Source organism: Sphingobacterium chuzhouense (assembly GCF_014692525.1).
In the GTDB taxonomy this organism is placed as follows: domain Bacteria; phylum Bacteroidota; class Bacteroidia; order Sphingobacteriales; family Sphingobacteriaceae; genus Sphingobacterium; species Sphingobacterium chuzhouense.
In genome coordinates, this window is record NZ_JACNYL010000002.1 from 837925 (window position 1) to 856331 (window position 18407).

The following is an 18407-nucleotide window of genomic DNA, read 5'->3' on the forward strand; positions in this document are numbered from 1 at the left end:
TATTTACCACACAAAATTCACCACACAACAGAAGACTTATGCACGCACTATTGAATGTTATACACTGGAATATAGATCCTATCATTTTTGAAATAGGTTCTTTTGGTCTGCGCTATTACGCCTTATGCTTTTTAGCTGCCTTTGTGGTGTCCTATATTCTCATGTTGAAAATTTTCAAAAGAGAAGGAAAAACACAAGAACTATTGGATCAATTAAGTATTTATATCTTTCTAGGAACTTTAATCGGCGCGCGGTTAGGTCACTGTCTGTTCTATGAGTTTGATTATTATAGCAAACATCCATTGGAAATGATTCTTCCTTTCCGCATGGTTAATGGCAGTTTTGAGCTCACCGGATTCCAAGGTCTTGCCAGTCACGGGGGCGCTATTGGTATTTTATTAGCCTTATGGCTGTTTTCCCGAAAAACGAAAACAGATTTCATGTGGATTACTGATAGGTTAATTATCGTTGTCCCGTTGGCGGGAGCATTTGTACGATTGGGTAACTTCTTTAATTCGGAAATCATCGGACTGCCAACTTCCCTACCCTGGGGTGTCGTTTTTGAAAAGGTGGATATGGTAGCTCGCCACCCGGCACAATTGTACGAGGCCATTGCTTATATTATTATCTTCCTTATCTTGTGGACGATGTACCAAAAGAACGCGAAACCAAAAGCAGGCTATCTGTTTGGTATATTCTTGGTTTTGTTATTTGGCGCCCGGTTTGTATTGGAATTCTACAAAGAAAACCAAGAAGCTTTTGAAGATAGCATGAAATTCAATATGGGGCAATTGTTAAGTATTCCGTTTATGGTTGGTGGATTATACCTTATCTTTCGAAAACCAAAACAAAAAGTATAAAACAGCGGGAATAGAAGTTTATAAAAAACTATCTATTCCCAATTTATAACTATTTAAACCAAAACCACAAATCACCCCCACACAATTTGGAGCAAGATAGGAATGGTGACGGAAGGCTTCGCGCTTATGCACATTTGAAATATGTACTTCTACTACAGGGGTGGTAATACCAGCAATAGCATCGCCAATTGCAACTGAGGTATGGGTATAAGCTCCTGCATTGAGCACTACACCATCATAAGAAAAACCAATCTCATGCAATTTGTCGATAATTTCGCCTTCGTGATTGCTTTGGAAATAAGACAGATCAACCGTCAAATACCGTTGTCTTAATTCGTCAAAAAAAGATGGGAAATCTTGACTTCCGTAAATATTTTTCTCCCGTACGCCTAATAAGTTCAGATTAGGGCCGTTTATGATCATGATTTTCTTCATACACTATCTAAATGCTGTGCATAAAGATAACAATATCCTAAATATCTCCATAAAAATTGCGGAACGAAGAACGAAGGCCAAAACTGACCACGCCGGATTTTTCTGTAGGTGAGCCTTCTATCCTATTATACCGTTGCGTATATCCGACTTCGAAGCGCAGATTATATTTCGGATTCAGCACATAAGCCACTTTTGCATCCGCATAGTAAAGATCATTCTTTACTCCCTGTCCGATATAATTACCATACATATCGGGGATGGTTCTATACGATTGAAAAATATCGCCACCCATATTGGTCAAGTAATCAGGATCGGTACCATAACGGCTATATACACCCTGTAGAGAAAAATCGAAACGATTCCACGAATAATTGGCCATACCAAGTAATTCCCTAAAATTAGCACCCCTAGGATGAGCCAACGGTTCCCCGTTATTACTATAATTAGAAATGGAAACAAAATGTTGATATGTATACGGTCTTACTACATTATATTCAGCCAGGAAATTAAGGTTCTGTACCTTAAATAGGTTAAAGCCTTTCACGCCCAGCTGCGTACCCCATTTGTTATGCGCATATCCATCTCCCGCAAAAAATTCCTTAGCGGTGAATTCTCCCAACAGGAACTGGCCGTAAGCAGTAATGTTATCGAATACTTTATATTTGGCATTTAGCCCTAAGAACATTTTATCAGGTGACGTCGAGTTGTTGGATTCCACCGGACGTAAGAAAATAATAGGGTTAGCATAATTAAAATCAAACCCACGATGCCCAGCTTCGTTACGGTTCGCCCACACAACGGCTTGAAAAAACCCAATCGACAAGCGATTTGTTGCATTATAATCCAAATATTGGAAAGCGCCCCATTTAATACCATCGCCAAATCTTCCACCAGAATTAAGCGAGTCGATGCGTGGATTTCTTGGATCGTTCATATATGCCCATATCGATGTATACTGTACATTCCCTATCTTACCCGTGAATTTCAAATGCGCATAATTTGAAGAGAAGTCTGATAATAACAAAGACCGATAACCATCGCCAATATGGTTTTTGTCGTATGCTAAAGTGGTTTGAAAATATTCATTGAAATCATAAGACAAACTTGCGGTAGCATACATCCAATCTTTTTTGTTATTTGACAGGTGTTTTGTGTTTCCTTGCCCGGGAATCACACCCGCTCTGTCGATATAATCGGTGAGATAATTCGGAAAAACCCCTTGATTTTCAAAAGCATTCGCATAAAACGTAAATTTATCCTTAATATTTAACCCTACTTGAACTCCACGGGTATTCAACCAGGTCGTTCTCTTATCCGCACCAATCATTTCTTTGCCGATCACAAAATCAGGCAGAAAGTCCAAATAAAAACTATGGTCCTCTTTATGTATTTCTACTAAATGCTCGTTGAATATCTTCCGCATAAAAATATTATCGGAATCAACTTGGTTCAAGCTTTGGATAGAATCATACTTAGCCAATAAATCCCCTTTAAAAAGAAAAGGTTTGGTAGCGGTATGCATCCGTGTATCTGGCGAATAAAGAAGCTCGTCGTATTTTTGATAGTGCTGGTATGAGTAAGGTTGGTTTTTAACTTGCCCCTTTACAGTAGACATGGCAGTAAACAATGCTAAGGACACGAAAACAAAAAAGTAATGAAACTTCATAGATGAAAATATATAGTACCTGTTCTTCCCAACAATTATTATTCCTAATTTTATTCCGCACCAAAGGTAACGATATTATAGTTGGAAAACTTACAAAGAAAAACCATCTTTGCCTAACAAAAGAAGCTGATGGAAATACAATGATAAATACAGCAAAGCAAGGCCCGATTGGTATATTTGATTCCGGTTACGGAGGGTTAACCGTATTTCGTAAAATTAAGGACGCTTTGCCCTTATATGATTACATTTATTTAGGGGATAATGCGCGTGTTCCTTACGGCACAAGGTCATTTGAAGAAGTTTATGACTTCACAAAAGCCTGCGTATTCAAATTATTTGAAATGGGCTGTAATCTCGTTATCCTTGCCTGCAATACGGCCTCCGCAAAAGCTTTACGCACTATTCAACAAAACGACCTTCCCCCAGGAAAGAAAGTACTTGGCGTTATTCGCCCCACGACGGAGTCTATCCATCAGTACACAAAAACGAACGAAGTCGGCGTACTTGCCACACAGGGAACGGTATTATCCGAGTCCTATAAAATAGAAATCACAAGGTTCCATCCAGAAATAAAAGTATATCAACACGCCTGTCCATTATGGGTACCACTTGTTGAAAGAAATGAAATAGATGGAATAATAACTGGCGAAATTATCAAAAAAGACATCCAAAGCGTGCTTGAACAAAGCTCCAATATTGACACACTTATTCTTGCCTGTACACATTACCCTCTATTATTACCTCTCATACGTCAACACACCCCTTCCCATGTAAAAGTCTTGCCGCAAGGCGAACTGATAGCCAAAAGTTTAGTCGATTATTTAAATCGTCACTCCGAAGTGGAGAAAATCTGTTCCAAAAATGGTAGTATGCAGTTTTTTACAACGGATAATCCTGTCGATTTTGAAGGGAAAGCAGCTATATTTTTTGGAGAACAAATACACGCTCAACACATCTCCGTCTAGATACAAAAAGAATATTAAGCCCTCATTTGCAATGCCACGGCATACAATTTCATTTGTTTTACCATGGATAACAAACCGTTTGCACGTGTGGGTGAAAGATGCTCCTTCAATCCGATTTTGTCAATAAAATAAAGATCCGCCTGTGCAATCTCCTGCGGCGTATGTCCAGAAAGCACTTTTACCATCAAACTTACCAAGCCTTTTGTTATAACCGCATCGCTATCTGCTGTAAAATATACTTTTCCGTCCCGCATTTCTGGATACAACCACACCTTTGACTGGCATCCTTTAATAATATAATCGTCTTTTTTATATTCTTCTTTTATCAGAGGAACTTCTTTCCCCAATTGGATAATGTATTCATATTTTTCCATCCAATCCTGATAGAAAGAAAAATCTTCAATGAGTTCGTCTTGTATTTCGTTTATCGTCATCTTTATGCCAACATATTTAATGCTCTTTGCAAGCCGTCTATTAAGATATCCACCTCTTCTTTCGTATTATACATAGCCAACGATACACGCACCGTTCCGGGTATATCAAAAGCATTCATAACAGGTTGCGCACAGTGATGCCCCGTTCTTACAGCCACACCCAATTTGTCGAGTATGACACCAATATCATAAGGATGCACACCATCCACAACAAAAGAAATAACGGAAGATTTTTGTTTTGCTGTACCTATAAAACGGATTCCGTCAATCTCCGACAAGCGCGATGTCGCGTAATCCAAAAGCTCATCTTCATAAGCCTTGATCGCATCCAAGCCGATACCTTCGATATAATCTATTGCATCACCCAGACAAATTCCCGCTTCAATATTGGGTGTTCCTGCCTCAAACTTAAACGGTAATTCATTATAGGTTGTTTTTTCAAAGGTTACATCCTTAATCATATCGCCACCACCTTGATAAGGCGGCATTTTATTTAATAGTTCTTCTTTCCCATACAATACGCCAACTCCAGTTGGACCATACATTTTATGTCCTGAAAACGCAAAGAAATCCACATCAAGTGCTTGTACGTCTATGGCTAGATGCTGTATCGCTTGCGCACCATCAATAAGTACGGGTACATCATGCTCATGCGCGATATCAATCATCTCTTTTGCAGGATTTATCGTACCCAATGCATTGGACACATACGTGAAAGAGACGAGTTTCGTCCGTTCCGAAAACAACGATTTATACGCTTCAAGATCCAACTCTCCCCTATCATCCATAGGGATAATACGAAGCTTGCAACCTTTTTCATCGCAAAGCATTTGCCAAGGCACGATATTCGAATGGTGTTCCATAGCAGAAATGATAACTTCATCCCCTGCATTTATAAATGCACGGCCATAGCATGAAGCAACAATATTGATTGCCTCGGTTGTTCCCTTGGTGATGATGATTTCGTGCTCATGTTCTGCATTAATGAATGCCTGTACTTTACGGCGTGTTACTTCGAAAGCATCGGTGGAAATCTGGCTCAGATAGTGTACGCCACGATGTACATTGCTGTTCATATCGGCATAATAACGTGTAATGGCTTCAATAACCTGTTTCGGTTTTTGTGTCGTTGCACCATTATCAAAATAAACCAATGGTCTACCATTCACTTCCCTGCCTAAAATCGGAAAATCCGCTCGTATCTTCTCTATATCAAATGTTCTCAATCTTTATACTCCTTAAATATCCTACAAAGTTAGTATATTAAGCACGAAAACACGTCAAGAGGATGTATTTTATTCTCAATTAATTATCTTTGTATAAGATATGCAAGAATTACCATTAAATATCCCTGAGGGCTCGAGAAAAGAGGTTATGGCATATTTAGAGCCGTTCATGTTAAATGAAATGAGCGAGTATCTAAAGCCAGTAGAAGAAATGTGGCAACCTGCCGATTTTTTACCAGATGCTTCACGCGATACTTTTTTCGAAGAAGTGCGGGACCTGCAGGAAAGTGCAAAAGAGCTTCCTTATGATTTAGTAGCCGTGTTAATCGGCGATACAATCACCGAAGAGGCACTCCCCACCTATGAGTCATGGTTGACTATGGTGGAGGATGTCGAGAAAAATGAGCAAGGCGGATGGATGAAGTGGGTAAGAGCGTGGACTGCAGAAGAAAATCGTCATGGCGATTTGCTGAACAAATATTTATACTTATCAGGGCGCATCGATATGCGGCAATTTGAAATATCAACCCAATATTTAATACATGATGGCTTTGATATCGGTACAGGCGCTGATCCTTATCGCAATTTTATCTATACCTCATTCCAGGAGTTGGCGACTAATGTATCGCACCGACGGGTAGCCGGTATTTCAAAAAAGTCTGGTGATAAGCTATTGGCGAAAATGTGCGGCGTTATCGCTGCCGATGAAGCCCGGCACGCCAAAGCTTATATGTCGTTTATATCACATGCCATGAAAGTCGATCCGAGCGAGGTCATGATCGCTTTCGAAGACATGATGCGTAAAAAGATCGTCATGCCCGCCCATTTCCTACGGGAAGCAGGCGAGCCACAAGGAGAAGCATTTGCACATTTCTCCGATGCGGCGCAACGCATAGAAGTATACACAGCTTTAGACTATGTCGATATTCTTCGAGACCTTAACCGCGAATGGGCTATCGACAAAGTGACTGACTTAAACGAAAAAGGAGAAAAAGCGCGAGACTATCTCATGAAATTGCCCGATCGCCTCACGAGGTTAGCGGAAAGAATAAAAATTCCCGAAATTCAATATAAGTTTAAATGGATTCATGGGTAATATCGAAAAAGGCTTGGTCAAAATCCAAGCCTTTTTTTGTAGTGTATTAATCTTTTTGTAAATTTACTTGTCACACTAATAATTGCTATGCAACCTGCATGAATGACCATACAAAAAGGAACATCAATCATTCATGCAAGCTTCATTGCTATAAAAAAACAGATTATTCTAATGAAAAAGGAACAATATACACAGTATTCTTTCCTCCTGGATCGTACGGCCAGACGAGTAAAACAATATGCACAGACTTCTTTTTCAGAACAGGCGTTTGATATCACTATTGATCAATGGTCGATCCTGAAAGTCTTATATAATGAAGACCCCATGACGCATAAGGAGTTGGCCGAAAAAACAGGAAAGGATCAGCCTACATTAACCCGTATTGTTGACATTATCATTAAAAAAGAATTGGTGGAACGTGTGGGTCATCCAGAGGATAGGCGATGTTTACTTGTACAACTTACACCGAAAGGCAAAAAGAAAGTAAAAGAACTCTCTCCGGAGATTGCTCAAATCCGCATGAAAGCTTGGGAAAACCTTTCCGAGGAGGATTTCAAAAATTTCACTAGAATACTGAATACGATATATGATAATTTGAATATTCACGGAAAGTAAAAAGAAAAATTATGATCAAAACAGATATATGCATTATAGGCGCAGGTCCTGTTGGTTTATTCGCCGTATTCGAAGCCGGCTTATTAAAAATGCGATGCCATTTAATAGATGTATTGCCTCAAGTTGGTGGACAGCTTTCGGAAATATATCCGCATAAGCCGATCTATGATATTCCGGGCTACCCTAATATCAAAGCCCAGGAACTTATCGACAAACAAATGGAACAAATTGCACCATTCCAACCTACATTCACACTAGGGGAACGCGTAGAAAGTTTGCAAAAGCAAGAAGACGGTTCTTATCATGTCATTAGTTCCGATGGTACGGTCATTCATTGCCAGGTGGTCGTCATTGCGGGCGGATTAGGTTGCTTCGAACCGCGTAAGCCTGATTTGGTTAATTTAGAGCTTTATGAAAAATCGCATGTGCATTATATGGTCAAAGATCCGGAGCGTTTCCGCGATAGACGTATCGTGATCGCTGGCGGTGGCGATTCCGCGCTAGACTGGACCGTCTATCTTGCCAATGTCGCAAAAGAGGTGACACTGGTGCATCGCAATGATTCTTTCCGAGGTGCCCCCGATTCGGCGGATAAAGTCTATCGGCTCGCACAAGAGGGAAAAATAAATCTGCTTTTGTCTCATAATCTGGTTTCCCTGAGTGGAAATGGTCATTTGGAACACATCCACCTGACCAACAAGCAGAAGGAGGACATTGCCGTGCCTACGGAAGACTTCATTCCACTATATGGATTAAGTCCAAAATTGGGTCCAATTGCGGAATGGGGGTTAAATATTGACAAGAATGCAATACAGGTAGACACATTTGATTATGCCACCAATATAGAACGCATCTATGCAATTGGCGATATCAACACGTACCCTGGGAAACTTAAACTGATCTTATGTGGTTACCACGAAGCCGCTTTGATGTGCCAAAGTGCTTTCAAATATGTTTATCCGGATCAAAAGTTAAGTTTTAAATACACAACCGTAAACGGTGTCAATGCATTTTAAATGGAAAATATAATCAACATTACCGTCGAAGATCGCGATGGAACAACGCAGACCATCGAAGTTCCTACGGATATTAATTTAAGTCTGATGGAAATCCTGAAAGCTTCCGACTATAATATTCTGGCTACGTGCGGAGGCATGGCATTATGCGCTACCTGCCACATACAGGTACTGGATGGCGGCGACCAACTTCCGGAAGCTACCGACCAGGAGCTCGATATGCTTGATACACTACCAGATGCAGACATGGAAAGCAGGCTAGCCTGCCAATTACATCTTACCAACGACGACGACGGATTGAGGCTGAAAATCAAAGGTGCATTACAATAACAAATAGCACAATTTTTTACGTTACGTTTTCGTACTTTTGCCTCAAAATAGAACAAAATTAGTTTATCATGTTATTAAATCGTTCCGAAAGAAGTTTTCCGAGAGTGATTATCATCGGAGGCGGTTTTGGCGGTGTCGAAGTTGCCAGAAGCTTAAAAGACAAGGAAGTTGAAGTATTATTGATTGATAGGAATAACTTCCATACTTTTCAACCACTGATGTACCAAGTAGCTACGGGAACATTAGCAGCGGATGCCATTTCCTTTCCTATCCGCAAAATGTTCAAATCACAACAGAACTTTCGATTTAGAATGGCTGATGTCACCGAAATCGACCATACGCAGAAGATTGTTAAAACATCGGTTGGCGACTATGATTACGATTATCTGGTTATTGCCACAGGTGCTACATCCAATTTCTTCGGTAATAAGCAAGTAGAAAAATATGCTTTGCCCATGAAGAGTATTCATGAGGCTTTAAATATTCGAAGCTACGTCTTACAAAACCTAGAAGAAGCCGTACTGCGGAAAAACTATCACGACCGCGAGCGGTTTCTTAATTTTGTTGTGGTGGGCGGCGGTCCTACGGGCGTAGAACTTTCTGGTGCTATCGCCGAGATTCAGCTTCACATGCTTAAAAAAGATTATCCGGAGCTATCCAAAAATGAAATGAAAGTATATCTTGTCGAAGGTACTGGAAAAATCTTAGCGGCGTTATCGGAAAAATCTTCACAGGACGCCGAACGTTACTTGCGGGATCTTGGTGTTAATGTATTACTTAACGCGCAGGTAACCGGTTACGATGGCAATACCATTACATTTTCTAATGGAGAAAGTATTCCGACTAAAACAGTGATTTGGGGAGCGGGTGTAATGGGTCAATTTCCAACAGGAATACATCCGGAAATCATTCAGCGAGGTAACCGTATCCAAACAGATGGCCAATGCCGGGTAAGTGGAATGGAAAACGTCTATGCTATCGGCGACGTTGCAGCGATGATTACGGAAGATACCCCCAGAGGTCTTCCAGGTGTGGCACCCGCTGCGCAACAACAAGGTGCATATGTAGCTAAGCATATCCTAAAAAATATGAATAATCAACAAGCTACTAATTTTAAGTATTTTGATAAAGGTTCCATGGCCACCATTGGAAGGAATAAAGCTGTTGTCGATATGGGTCGTTTCCATATGAAAGGATTTTTAGCTTGGCTCACCTGGATGTTTGTCCATTTGGTTTCTATTTTTGGATTTAGGAACAAATTGGTGACCTTTGTTAACTGGACAATTAAATTTTTTACCAAAAACAGCGGTATCCGTCTAATCATTAATAAATACAAACGACCAGACGTAGAAAAAGAAACAGAACTCGAATATCATTCATAAATCATGGAAAACAAAGCCATAGCCAAAACTTTTAAACTGTATAGTCAACTCATGGAGTTGTTCAACGAAAATCCGTTTCGAACAAAAGCTATAGCCTCTGCCTCTTTCAAGATTGATAAATTACCTTTTCCCGCAGCAAGTGCTACGATAGACCAGCTCAGTACACTACCGGGTATCGGTAAAAGCACAGCCGAAAGAATCATGTCGATTCTTGAGTCGGGATCATTCCCCGAATTGGATAACCTTATCGCCCAAACCCCGCCAGGCGTTATGGCCATGCTTACGATAAAAGGGTTGGGCCCAAAAAAAATACGCTCAATTTGGAAAGACCTCGGTATTGAATCAATTGGAGAGCTTCTCTATGCCTGCAACGAAAATCGATTGATGGAAGCAAAGGGCTTCGGCTTGAAAACACAAGAAGAAATCCGTAAATCCATAGAATTTTCCAACGCAAATCAAGGATTATTTCTGTACGCTAAAGTAGAGAAAATTGCTGCAACCTTGTTAGGAAGTCTGGTATCCTATTTTCCGGATCAACAACATACTTTTACGGGAGAAATTAGACGGAAATGTGAAATCATAGCGTCCGTTGATATATTGACAACCTGTAGCATTTCAGAAATACGCTCTTTTTTGGAAGAGACACCGGCGTACATTGTTGAAGAATATCAAGATACTGTTGTTCAGTTAACCGATGAGTTGGGTGTCCGCTACCGCATACAATCCACCTCCGAAGAACGTTTTGCTATCGATTTGTTGCTTACAACAGGGAGTGAAATACATATAAAAGAACTACAAACTATCCAAGCAAACTTACCAGCTTTTTCGTCTGAAGAAGCAATCTATAAGGCGCTTGGGTTATCATATATCGAGCCCGAACTAAGAGAAGGTTCAGGAGAAGTCAATTGGGCGAAACACGGAGAACTCCCTAAGCTTATTACCTATGCTGATTTAAAAGGCACGCTGCACAATCACTCCACCTATAGCGATGGTGTGCATTCGCTGGAACAGATGGCGATGTACTGCAAAGATGAACTTGGCCTGAGTTATTTCGGCATCTGCGATCACTCTAAGACAGCCGTTTATGCGAGTGGTCTTCCTATAGAACGCGTAAAAGAACAATGGATGGAAATCGACCGGTTAAACGATAAATTAGCTCCTTTTCGGATTTTCAGCGGAATAGAATCGGATATCCTCTCCGACGGGAGTCTAGACTATCCAGACGATATCCTTGCAAAATTTGATTTTGTTGTTGCTTCTATCCATAGCAATTTGCGTATGGACGAAGAAAAAGCTACCCAACGTTTGATTACGGCTATTGAAAATCCATATACCACTATTCTCGGACATCCGACGGGGCGTTTGCTCCTTAGCAGACCCGGCTATCCGATTGATTACAAAAAGGTAATAGATGCCTGTGCGGCTAATCGGGTGGTCATCGAAATTAATGCTAACCCACTAAGGTTAGACCTGGATTGGCGTTGGCAACGATACGCACTGGAAAAAGGCGTTTTATTATCCATTAATCCTGATGCACACCGTACCGAGGGTTTAACCGATATGCAATACGGCGTATATGTAGCCCGAAAAGGTGGATTATCACCTGAACGCTGTCTTAATGCGTTTTCTCTTGAGGAAATCGAACAGTATTTCGCGGAGAAGAAAAGGTAAAAGAAAGAGCTCGAATTGACGAACCCTTTCTTTTTTTATTTTTTGTAATACTGCATCGCTTGGGGTATGAGCTTCTGAATATCAGCAACCCGTCTTGCATCACTGGGGTGCGTACTCAAAAATTCCGGTTGCGCATTGGCTTTTGATTTCGCAGCAGCCATACGCTCCCAAAAAGATACCGCATGTTGTGGATTATATCCTGCCATCGCCATAAACATCAAACCAAGCTGATCCGCTTCTGATTCATTGCTACGTGAAAACTTCAACGAAGCCAATTGACCTCCGATACCGTAAGCATTGTTTACCAAACCTTGCACAATAGAGCTCTTTCCTGAAGTTGCAACACCTATCACCTGCGCTCCTACCTGCAAAGCATATTGGTTGGACATCTGCTCCATGGAGTGACGAGCGATTGCGTGTGCGATTTCATGACCCATCACTGTTGCCAAGCCATCTTCATTAGCCGTAAACGGTAGAATACCGGTATATACCGCCACTTTACCTCCGGGCATACACCAAGCGTTCACATCCGCACTTTGCACCAAATTAAATTCCCAGTTGAAATTAAATTGATTGGATAGACCCTCGGCCTTCAAATACTGGTTTACAGCCGATGCAATCCTGTTACCAACTTTTTTCACTAATGCTGCATCAGATGTTCCGGTTACTACTTTTGTATTCGGATCACCCAAGAACTCTTTATATGCCACAGCAGCCTGCTGCTGTATCTGATCGTCACTTACGAGTGACAGCTGCTTCCTACCCGACAATGGCACAGTCGAACATGCTGCCATAATCGATATAATAGCCGCTAGAGAAGTATATTTAAAAATCTTTTTCATAATAATATAAGCTTGTTCGCAAACTTATAAAAACAATACAAATCCTATGCCTAAAACTTTTGGGGTTGCCATTTTTTGGCTACAAAACTAGTCCTTCTTTTTCTTAAACAAATAAATCTTGGATTCGTGCCCCTTTAAAAGCCTTTCAATATTTTTTTGATGCGTAACCAATATCAACGCGCAGATGGCTATTCCATATAACAACACAGCGGGAACGGATGTATGGAAAATAAATGCGATACTGAATGGAAATGTAAATCCTGCCAATATAGAGCTAAGTGACACATAATGTGTGATAATCAATGTTAACAAAAAGACACTTACACAACATAACGCAGCCTCTGGATGAATGGCAATAACCATCCCGAATAGTGTCGCTACGCCTTTGCCACCCCGGAAACCAGCAAAAATAGGGAAAAGATGTCCTAATACCGCGATAACACCCAGCGCCAATTGGAAGTTAACAAATTGCACGGAACTCGGTATACCCACAATAGTAGAATCCAAAAGAAAAGGCAAATTCGTTGCTGTCCAGCCTTTGAATATATCTACAAACATGACAATCGACCCGGCTCTTTTGCCTAAAACCCGAAAGGTATTGGTTGCTCCTGCGTTCCCACTTCCGTATTCCCGCACATCTACCCCATAGAAAGCCTCACCGAACCATACCGCAGATGGGATGGAACCAAACAGATAAGCTAAGATAACTATGCCTATTAGATAAATCGAAATCATATATTAATTTAAGCTTCCTAAAGATAACTATACAATTTTAGCTTTTAAGCTTAAATCCAAACTTTTTACAGAATGTGTTAATGCCCCCACCGAAATATAATCAACTCCAGCTAACGCATAATCGCGGATTGTTTCGAATGTAATTCCGCCAGAGGCCTCTGTTACCAAACGACCATCCACCAGCTGTACTGCCTTCTCCACATCCTTCGGGGTAAAATTGTCAAACATTACACGGTCTACATATTCATTGGATAATACTTCTTCCAGTTCTTGAAAACTCCGTACTTCTATTTCGATAGGGATAGATAAACCTTTCGTAGTTCGATAAGCTTGGGCGCGCGCTATAGCATTGGAAATTCCCCCAGCATAGTCTACATGGTTATCTTTGATGAGAATCATATCGTAAAGTCCAAATCGATGGTTAGCCCCTCCTCCAATACGCACAGCTTCTTTTTCCAAAAAACGCAACAGTGGCGTCGTTTTTCGCGTATCCAACACCTTCGCATCAGTTCCAACTAATTGTTTGGCATATAGACTAGTCCGTGTGGCAATCCCTGACATACGTTGCATCACATTCAATACCAGTCGTTCAGCCTTTAAGATACTGTGTACACTACCCTGCACAAAAAACGCTATATCTCCAGGCTTGACCTCCATACCATCTTCCAATGCTATATCAATCTGCAAATCTGGATCTATGATATGAAAGATATCTTTTGCTACGCTGACTCCGGCTAGAATACCCGTATCTTTTACAAGCAGTTTTGCTTCCCCCTTTACGTTTTCTTGGATAGTGGACAAGGAAGTATGGTCGCCATTTCCTACATCTTCTCGCAGTGCTAACGCCACAAACTGCTCCAGTTTACTCAACTCAACTGCCATTTATTCGAATTAAATTAATAAGCGAAGATGACAAAAATATATTTTAATATAAAATCCTATATCAACTTTTAACAGCTTATCTTTACTCAATCCGTAGTTCAGCAACCTTAAAATCCTTATTGTTAGATTGTATAAATTTTATGAATACCCGATAGTTTTTTGAATTGGCTTTCAAAGAAAACACAACGAACGAGGTAGTTGAATTGTTAGCACGCTGCACTTCTTTCAGTCCATCCACTTTATTTGTTCGGAAAAAATCATTTAATAACAGCTCTGCTTGAAATTTCGTGAAAGCCCCTTCGTCCCGTTGTACGGAAAGATTGACACTGTTATCAAAAATATCTGACAACTTCTTTGCATTGCCCTCCTTTAAGGCTACTGATGCATTTTTCACTACATCATCGAAGGAGGTATTCATCGCAAATGCCGACATACCTGCTATACACCAGAACATTATAACAGCATACTTAAACATCTTTTTATACCTCATAAATTCTTATTTCTATTTCTGTCCGAGAACCTACTAAAACTATGCCAATACGCGTGCTTAAAGTGATGACTTATTGCCATTGTTCTATAAAATAAATATATTTTCTCTGTAATAGAAAGCCCTTATGGCAGAGAAGAGCGAAATAAACCACGTAGTGCTCATGAATGCCTTTGAAAGCATACGATTATGAATAATTCCATTTATATGTGCTTAATTAAAATTGCATATAAAAGCGAATTTATTTAGGTTTGTATGTGAGCAATTCAGAAAACAAAAGAGTAGCGCTACTAATCTTAGATGGTTTAGGCTACGGTAAAGACGATAATTCAAACGCTGTACGCGCAGCGAAAACCCCATTTCTAGATCATTTATTAGCCACTTACCCAAATTCTCGGTTAGAAGCTTCTGGAGAGGCTGTCGGGCTTCCAGAAGGACAAATGGGCAACTCAGAAGTAGGCCATATGAATCTTGGCGGCGGCCGTATTGTGTACCAAGAACTTGGACGGATAAACAAAGCAGCAAATGAAGGAGAATTCAACTCGAACCCTGTAATTAAAGAGGCTTTTGAATATGCCAAAACAAAAGGGAAAAAGGTACATTTCATCGGGTTATTATCTGACGGCGGTGTACATGCCCATATTGACCATTTGAAAGCGCTCTGTGATGCTGCGCAGAAAACGGGTCTTCAACCGGATCAAGTATTCATCCACGCTTTTATGGACGGACGTGATACCGATCCGAATGGCGGAATTGGCTACATAGAAGATTTACAAAACCACTTAACTCATTCCACCGGAACTATTGCGAGCGCTATAGGGCGTTATTATGCGATGGATAGAGATAACCGATGGGAACGCGTCAAGGAAACCTATGATCTTTTGACAAAAGGAACTGGCAAGCCAGCAACAGATATAAAGCAAGCGATAAAAGAGTCGTATAACGATGGAATAACAGATGAATTCATTAAGCCCATTGTGGTAACCGATGCAGATGGGAAACCATTGGCTACTGTTCAAGAAGGTGATGTTGTATTCTGTTATAATTTCCGAACCGACCGTGGCCGAGAGATCACGATTGCTTTGACACAACAAGATTTTCCAAAATATGACATGCATTCGTTATCGTTATACTATGTAACGATGACTTCCTACGACGAGACATTTAAAAATGTCCACGTCGTGTTCCAGAAAGAAAACTTAACAAATACATTGGGGGAAGTATTAAGCCGCCAAAACAAAACACAAGTTCGTATCGCTGAAACAGAAAAGTATCCGCACGTTACTTTTTTCTTTTCCGGAGGACGCGAAGAAGAATTCCCTGGTGAACGCCGTTTGCTTATTCCTTCTCCAAAGGTGGCTACCTATGATCTACAACCCGAAATGAGTGCGGAAGGCATTACAACGGCGATCTGTAATGATATAACAGAAAATAAACCGGATTTTATTTGTTTAAACTTTGCTAACCCGGATATGGTAGGACACACGGGAGTCTTCAATGCAGTCGTAAAGGCCGTTGAAACTGTAGACGCCTGCACGAAGAAAGTAGTTGAAACAGGTTTGGAAAATGGTTACTCCTTTATTATCTTGGCGGATCATGGAAACTCCGAGTTTATGATTAACGAAGACGGTTCCGTAAATACGGCCCATACAACCAACCTCGTGCCTTGTATTTTGATAGATAAAGATTATCAACAAGTTAAAGACGGAAAGTTGGGCGATATAGCCCCTACCGTATTAAAATTATTAGGTGCTGATATTCCAGCAGATATGAGTGGCGATGTATTGGTATAAAAAGAAAAACACATGGTGCAAAGCAGTAATGGCGGTAGCTGTTACTGCTTTGTTCTTATCGTGCACTTCCAGTCCAAAGGACAGGAAAGTAACACGGGAAACGTATTTTGATATTCCAACGTACTTTAAAGCGGAAATTGCGCGTTTAGCGCAGGAAAAACCTGTTGTAGACAAAACCGTGGTTAAGGATAGTCTATCGGAAGCCAAAGAAATACAAATTGCAGACTGGGAAAATGAACTTTCTAGTTTCGCTTCCATTGATTTAAACAAACCTGCTTATGCAGGCATTCTAAAAAAGGACAGCATAGCTAATAAAGTAAAAATAACCTCCTCTGATCCTAAAATTGATATCGCTGCTGTTGAAATCGAGTACGAGGACAATGGAGAACCAGTTGCGTTTCGTATACAGCGGAATATTCAAAACTCACTATACGAAACGCATGAAACACTCTATTATGCTAAAAATAAAGAATATAGTCTAGAAAAACATCAATCTGTCTTGATCCTTGGCGATAAGTACTATCACATCGAAGCGGTATTTAAGAATCAAACCGCACCAGAGAAATCACGCGGTCACTAAATCGTGTCAAGCGCCCCTCGCTTTGCAAGAAGTCCAGGCTAATGATAAACGCATATCCGACAATATCAGCTCCAAGTTTTTCCAATAGCTTGGAAGTGGCCACGACCGTTCCACCTGTAGCCAACAAATCATCGTGAACCAATATCTTGCTACCCGGAGCAAAAGCATCCTCATGCACCTCAATAGTCGCCTGCCCGTATTCTAACTTGTAAGATTCTGATATGGTCTTAAAAGGTAGTTTTCCTTGTTTTCGTACAGGAATAAAAGGAACATTCAGTCTATTGGCCAAGAGCATACCAAATAAAAAACCACGGCTTTCCACTCCAGCGATGGCATCAATTTCTACCCCTTGCAAATGTTCGATCAATTTATCGACAATCTCACCACAAAGTTGCTGATCTTTTAAAATAGGTGTAATATCTTTGAATACAATTCCCGGTTGTGGAAAATCAGGAATATCCCGAATCACGGATTTGAGACGTTCTTCTAGCATGCTTTTCAATTAAAATCCAAATAAGGTGCAATTTTACGTAAAAAATCATCATTTAGTGCATGCATCTTTTTTAAATCAGCCAACGATGCAAAAGCACCATGCTGCTCCCGATAACGTACGATATGCGTAGCCTCCTTACGAGAGATATATGGGTGCTGCGCCAGCCTTTCCATCGGCAACTGGTTTACCTTCCACTTTTTAATTAAGCTATCCCCCAACACCAAAGACGATTCCATCTTTACAAATTGCTCTTCAGAAATACCGTATACTTCTTTTATCTGGTCAATACGATGAAAACCACCCAAGGCGTCGCGAAATTTCACAATACGTGAAGCAAGTACCGGCCCAATCCCGCTAATTCCCTGCAAGACCGTCGTATCTGCTAAGGATAAGTCAATTACTATTTTTTTTATTGATAGCTTTGTTTTTTCCTTAGATGAAGAAGCGACCTTCCGTTGTGGTATAGGAACTGTCTCTGGCAATGTAATATACGGCGCAATCCGCTTAAAGTCTTCGTCGGAAACAACATACATTTTAGCGACATCCGCTTTTGTACGGAAGCGCCCGCCTTTAGATTCATAATTTTTAATAACCTGCACCTGCCTTTCAGTAAAACCTAACATTTTCCATTTCTCAACAGGCAAGTTATTAGGATCAAAAGGAAAAAGCTCCGTATAAGACGCATGTATTTCTGGTGAATCTGACGTCGACGCAAATTTTTTTTGTTCTTCCTCGACTATAGAGGAAATCAATACCAAGTCGTCTGCCGTATGCCGTACATAGAAACTATATATAAAAGGCGTAATCCCTATCAGCCCAATGAGAATCGAAAGCACAAGAAATCCCTTGCGTTCGTTCTCACTCATTTCAAAAAGAAGGGCTAATTTCTTCATTACACT

General features: G+C 40.6%; 20 protein-coding genes. 10 read left to right on the forward strand and 10 right to left on the reverse strand.

Annotation, left to right across the window (positions count from 1 at the left end):
- Nucleotides 1-38 precede the first annotated feature (38 nt).
- Nucleotides 39-860: a prolipoprotein diacylglyceryl transferase gene (gene lgt / locus H8B21_RS09990; RefSeq protein ID WP_190313605.1), complete on the forward strand. Its 822-nt coding sequence runs from the start codon at nucleotides 39-41 to the stop codon at nucleotides 858-860.
- A gap of 18 nt (nucleotides 861-878) precedes the next feature.
- On the opposite strand, the gene aroQ is transcribed toward lgt, so the two are convergent.
- Both aroQ and H8B21_RS10000 read right to left on the reverse strand, forming a co-directional pair.
- Nucleotides 879-1295 (reverse strand): type II 3-dehydroquinate dehydratase, encoded by a 417-nt coding sequence (gene aroQ / locus H8B21_RS09995; protein ID WP_190313606.1) that lies wholly within the window; start codon nucleotides 1293-1295, stop codon nucleotides 879-881.
- A gap of 37 nt (nucleotides 1296-1332) precedes the next feature.
- Nucleotides 1333-2961 (reverse strand): gliding motility protein RemB, encoded by a 1629-nt coding sequence (locus H8B21_RS10000; protein ID WP_223814949.1) that lies wholly within the window; start codon nucleotides 2959-2961, stop codon nucleotides 1333-1335.
- A gap of 140 nt (nucleotides 2962-3101) precedes the next feature.
- Here H8B21_RS10000 and murI point away from each other — a divergent pair, with 140 nt between their 5' ends.
- Nucleotides 3102-3926 carry a glutamate racemase gene (murI, locus tag H8B21_RS10005; protein WP_190313607.1) on the forward strand — a complete coding sequence of 275 codons (825 nt, stop codon included), beginning with the start codon at nucleotides 3102-3104 and terminating at the stop codon, nucleotides 3924-3926.
- A gap of 14 nt (nucleotides 3927-3940) precedes the next feature.
- Here murI and H8B21_RS10010 read toward each other — a convergent pair whose 3' ends face one another.
- A complete protein-coding gene (locus H8B21_RS10010; RefSeq protein ID WP_165294341.1) occupies nucleotides 3941-4360 on the reverse strand; it encodes a SufE family protein in 420 nt (139 codons plus the stop codon).
- 2 nt (nucleotides 4361-4362) lie between these two features.
- The gene (locus H8B21_RS10015; RefSeq protein WP_190313608.1) at nucleotides 4363-5586 is read right to left on the reverse strand and encodes a cysteine desulfurase; all 1224 of its coding nucleotides are present in this window, start codon (nucleotides 5584-5586) and stop codon (nucleotides 4363-4365) included.
- 100 nt (nucleotides 5587-5686) lie between these two features.
- Here H8B21_RS10015 and H8B21_RS10020 point away from each other — a divergent pair, with 100 nt between their 5' ends.
- The 6 genes from H8B21_RS10020 (at nucleotide 5687) to H8B21_RS10045 (ending at nucleotide 11696) form a co-directional block, all read left to right on the forward strand.
- Entirely contained in the window at nucleotides 5687-6682 is a 996-nt protein-coding gene (locus H8B21_RS10020; RefSeq protein WP_190313609.1) for an acyl-ACP desaturase, read from the forward strand.
- Between the two features lie 171 nt (nucleotides 6683-6853).
- A complete protein-coding gene (locus H8B21_RS10025) occupies nucleotides 6854-7297 on the forward strand; it encodes a MarR family winged helix-turn-helix transcriptional regulator (RefSeq protein ID WP_190313610.1) in 444 nt (147 codons plus the stop codon).
- 11 nt (nucleotides 7298-7308) lie between these two features.
- Complete coding sequence (locus H8B21_RS10030) at nucleotides 7309-8313, forward strand: NAD(P)/FAD-dependent oxidoreductase (RefSeq protein WP_190313611.1); 1005 nt, start codon at nucleotides 7309-7311, stop codon at nucleotides 8311-8313.
- A complete protein-coding gene (locus tag H8B21_RS10035) occupies nucleotides 8314-8643 on the forward strand; it encodes a 2Fe-2S iron-sulfur cluster-binding protein (protein ID WP_190313612.1) in 330 nt (109 codons plus the stop codon). It abuts the gene before it with no gap.
- A 68-nt stretch (nucleotides 8644-8711) separates the two neighbouring features.
- A complete protein-coding gene (locus tag H8B21_RS10040) occupies nucleotides 8712-10025 on the forward strand; it encodes an NAD(P)/FAD-dependent oxidoreductase (RefSeq protein WP_190313613.1) in 1314 nt (437 codons plus the stop codon).
- Nucleotides 10026-10028: 3 nt separating this feature from the next.
- On the forward strand, nucleotides 10029-11696 hold the full coding sequence (locus H8B21_RS10045) for a DNA polymerase/3'-5' exonuclease PolX (protein ID WP_190313614.1): 1668 nt from the start codon (nucleotides 10029-10031) through the stop codon (nucleotides 11694-11696).
- Between the two features lie 35 nt (nucleotides 11697-11731).
- Here H8B21_RS10045 and H8B21_RS10050 read toward each other — a convergent pair whose 3' ends face one another.
- From H8B21_RS10050 to H8B21_RS10065, 4 genes are all read right to left on the reverse strand, one after another.
- Complete coding sequence (locus H8B21_RS10050; RefSeq protein ID WP_190313615.1) at nucleotides 11732-12538, reverse strand: M48 family metallopeptidase; 807 nt, start codon at nucleotides 12536-12538, stop codon at nucleotides 11732-11734.
- Nucleotides 12539-12625: 87 nt separating this feature from the next.
- Entirely contained in the window at nucleotides 12626-13273 is a 648-nt protein-coding gene (gene plsY / locus H8B21_RS10055; protein WP_190313616.1) for a glycerol-3-phosphate 1-O-acyltransferase PlsY, read from the reverse strand.
- 27 nt (nucleotides 13274-13300) lie between these two features.
- On the reverse strand, nucleotides 13301-14155 hold the full coding sequence (nadC, locus tag H8B21_RS10060; protein ID WP_190313617.1) for a carboxylating nicotinate-nucleotide diphosphorylase: 855 nt from the start codon (nucleotides 14153-14155) through the stop codon (nucleotides 13301-13303).
- A gap of 82 nt (nucleotides 14156-14237) precedes the next feature.
- Nucleotides 14238-14630 carry a DUF4783 domain-containing protein gene (locus H8B21_RS10065; protein WP_223814950.1) on the reverse strand — a complete coding sequence of 131 codons (393 nt, stop codon included), beginning with the start codon at nucleotides 14628-14630 and terminating at the stop codon, nucleotides 14238-14240.
- Between the two features lie 269 nt (nucleotides 14631-14899).
- Between H8B21_RS10065 and gpmI the strand changes: the two genes are divergently transcribed.
- A complete protein-coding gene (gene gpmI, locus H8B21_RS10070; RefSeq protein ID WP_190313619.1) occupies nucleotides 14900-16435 on the forward strand; it encodes a 2,3-bisphosphoglycerate-independent phosphoglycerate mutase in 1536 nt (511 codons plus the stop codon).
- Nucleotides 16422-17015 (forward strand): hypothetical protein, encoded by a 594-nt coding sequence (locus H8B21_RS10075; RefSeq protein ID WP_190313620.1) that lies wholly within the window; start codon nucleotides 16422-16424, stop codon nucleotides 17013-17015. The genes gpmI and H8B21_RS10075 overlap by 14 nt, the downstream gene beginning before the upstream one ends.
- Here H8B21_RS10075 and H8B21_RS10080 read toward each other — a convergent pair.
- Together H8B21_RS10080 and H8B21_RS10085 are read right to left on the reverse strand one after the other, a co-directional pair.
- On the reverse strand, nucleotides 16975-17508 hold the full coding sequence (locus H8B21_RS10080; RefSeq protein WP_190313621.1) for an adenine phosphoribosyltransferase: 534 nt from the start codon (nucleotides 17506-17508) through the stop codon (nucleotides 16975-16977). The genes H8B21_RS10075 and H8B21_RS10080 overlap by 41 nt on opposite strands.
- Before the next feature lie 5 nt (nucleotides 17509-17513).
- Nucleotides 17514-18401 (reverse strand): helix-hairpin-helix domain-containing protein, encoded by an 888-nt coding sequence (locus H8B21_RS10085; RefSeq protein ID WP_190313622.1) that lies wholly within the window; start codon nucleotides 18399-18401, stop codon nucleotides 17514-17516.
- Nucleotides 18402-18407: the final 6 nt, after the last annotated feature.

Coding starts and splice junctions, on each gene's coding strand:
- lgt (WP_190313605.1), top strand. CDS start 39: ATGCACGCACTATTGAATGTTATACACTGGAATATAGATCCTATCATT.
- aroQ (WP_190313606.1), bottom strand. CDS start 1,295: ATGAAGAAAATCATGATCATAAACGGCCCTAATCTGAACTTATTAGGC.
- H8B21_RS10000 (WP_223814949.1), bottom strand. CDS start 2,961: ATGAAGTTTCATTACTTTTTTGTTTTCGTGTCCTTAGCATTGTTTACT.
- murI (WP_190313607.1), top strand. CDS start 3,102: ATGATAAATACAGCAAAGCAAGGCCCGATTGGTATATTTGATTCCGGT.
- H8B21_RS10010 (WP_165294341.1), bottom strand. CDS start 4,360: ATGACGATAAACGAAATACAAGACGAACTCATTGAAGATTTTTCTTTC.
- H8B21_RS10020 (WP_190313609.1), top strand. CDS start 5,687: ATGCAAGAATTACCATTAAATATCCCTGAGGGCTCGAGAAAAGAGGTT.
- H8B21_RS10025 (WP_190313610.1), top strand. CDS start 6,854: ATGAAAAAGGAACAATATACACAGTATTCTTTCCTCCTGGATCGTACG.
- H8B21_RS10030 (WP_190313611.1), top strand. CDS start 7,309: ATGATCAAAACAGATATATGCATTATAGGCGCAGGTCCTGTTGGTTTA.
- H8B21_RS10035 (WP_190313612.1), top strand. CDS start 8,314: ATGGAAAATATAATCAACATTACCGTCGAAGATCGCGATGGAACAACG.
- H8B21_RS10040 (WP_190313613.1), top strand. CDS start 8,712: ATGTTATTAAATCGTTCCGAAAGAAGTTTTCCGAGAGTGATTATCATC.
- H8B21_RS10045 (WP_190313614.1), top strand. CDS start 10,029: ATGGAAAACAAAGCCATAGCCAAAACTTTTAAACTGTATAGTCAACTC.
- H8B21_RS10050 (WP_190313615.1), bottom strand. CDS start 12,538: ATGAAAAAGATTTTTAAATATACTTCTCTAGCGGCTATTATATCGATT.
- plsY (WP_190313616.1), bottom strand. CDS start 13,273: ATGATTTCGATTTATCTAATAGGCATAGTTATCTTAGCTTATCTGTTT.
- nadC (WP_190313617.1), bottom strand. CDS start 14,155: ATGGCAGTTGAGTTGAGTAAACTGGAGCAGTTTGTGGCGTTAGCACTG.
- H8B21_RS10065 (WP_223814950.1), bottom strand. CDS start 14,630: ATGTTTAAGTATGCTGTTATAATGTTCTGGTGTATAGCAGGTATGTCG.
- H8B21_RS10075 (WP_190313620.1), top strand. CDS start 16,422: ATGTATTGGTATAAAAAGAAAAACACATGGTGCAAAGCAGTAATGGCG.
- H8B21_RS10080 (WP_190313621.1), bottom strand. CDS start 17,508: ATGCTAGAAGAACGTCTCAAATCCGTGATTCGGGATATTCCTGATTTT.
- H8B21_RS10085 (WP_190313622.1), bottom strand. CDS start 18,401: ATGAAGAAATTAGCCCTTCTTTTTGAAATGAGTGAGAACGAACGCAAG.